Origin of the sequence: Terrilactibacillus tamarindi (genome assembly GCF_009718825.1) — a bacterium.
Classification (GTDB): Bacteria; Bacillota; Bacilli; order Bacillales; family Sporolactobacillaceae; genus Terrilactibacillus; species Terrilactibacillus tamarindi.
The window spans coordinates 1-1,381 of record NZ_WNHB01000051.1; the positions used below are offsets into that span (position 1 = coordinate 1).

The 1,381-nt window shown below is 37.9% G+C and carries 2 protein-coding genes, 2 tRNA genes and 1 rRNA gene; all 5 read right to left on the bottom strand.

The window, feature by feature from the left end:
• Positions 1–374 (bottom strand): IS200/IS605 family transposase (tnpA, locus tag GMB86_RS15270; protein WP_155221400.1); only part of this gene is annotated, 374 nt, incomplete at its 3' end.
• 87 nt (positions 375–461) lie between these two features.
• Entirely contained in the window at positions 462–719 is a 258-nt protein-coding gene (locus GMB86_RS15275) for a hypothetical protein (protein ID WP_155221402.1), read from the bottom strand.
• A 319-nt stretch (positions 720–1,038) separates the two neighbouring features.
• Positions 1,039–1,114 (bottom strand) — tRNA-Thr (locus GMB86_RS15280).
• Between the two features lie 3 nt (positions 1,115–1,117).
• Positions 1,118–1,192, bottom strand: a tRNA-Asn gene (locus GMB86_RS15285).
• Between the two features lie 30 nt (positions 1,193–1,222).
• Positions 1,223–1,339 (bottom strand): 5S ribosomal RNA (gene rrf, locus GMB86_RS15290).
• Positions 1,340–1,381 lie beyond the last annotated feature (42 nt).

A 1,381-nucleotide genomic window follows, 5' to 3' on the forward strand; every position in this document is an offset into this window, starting at 1 on the left:
AGGCGTATCTGTTGTTCTGTATTTTCACTTACGGTTGCGACAAAGTAACTAGGATTCCACAAATGACCACCCTGCAGTTTCTTTTTTAAGCTCGGAAACTCTTTAAATAATAATCTTGCAGAGACGCCTTTTAATGTTTTGATCATTGTTGGAATGGAATGTTGTGGCGTGCAATCAATAAGAAGATGAATATGGTCGCAATCGGTTTCGATTTCTGAAATGGTAAAACCATTATCTGTGGCTATTTGTTGCAGCCTCTCTTTTAATCTTACATCTATATCACCCACTAATACTTTATGGCGATATTTTACGCACCAAACAATATGGTACTGAATGGAGTAAACATATCCTCTACCATACTTAACATCTGTCAAAGTTTCCACCTCATGTTAACGATAACACATGTTAAGGAATTTTAGTAGAATAAGAGCATTATATCAGTACTTTTTTGTGCATATTGACTAAGCATATGTCGGATAGTTAACGTGACATAAGCCACGCCCTATCCGAAGCCGATTCATCTCATGACTAAAGTCACGAGTGTTCTCGGCTATTTCATAAACACCAAAACAAGTTGAATGTTTTATAGAATCCTCTAATGTTGTTTTTGGAATTCCTTTGCTCCAATAAGCCTCGTGATGGAGAAAATGATAAATCTTAGCGATATCTAAATCATCTTTATTCGTTGATATAAAAAAGTCATCTTTATTTACAGCCATAGTATTCCTCCCATTTGCTTAAGTTGTTTTTGAGACTTTGTTAAATAATTTGGATAAACAAAATTGAGTGCAACTTCCGTGTCGCAATCAGACACAATATTCGACTATATAAAGTCATAGTAGCATGACAACTTCAGATAGCTCATGTCACTTAAAAAATGAAAAAAGAAGTGGTAGCAACATTCCCCAATTGGGCAAAAGTCTGTGTATAAATATGGATTTTTCTAATCGGTCGCCAAATGGCTTGTAAAAATAAAAAAGCAAGAACCTCAGAAACTCATTCTGAAATCCTTGCTGTGATTATGTATTTAGTTGGTAATGGAGCTTCCAACCGGATTTGAACCGATGACCCCTTCCTTACCATGGAAGTGCTCTACCTACTGAGCTATGGAAGCTTATGGCTCCACAGGTAGGATTCGAACCTACGACCGATCGGTTAACAGCCGATTGCTCTACCACTGAGCTACTGTGGAATGATCATTATTTCATTATATACAAAAAATGCCTAGCGACGTCCTACTCTCACAGGGGGACAGCCCCCAATTACCATCGGCGCTGAAGAGCTTAACTTCCGTGTTCGAGATGGGAACGGGTGTGACCTCTTCGCTATTGCCACTAGACATATGTATGAAGGTAATCCTTCAAAACTGAAAGTGAAAATG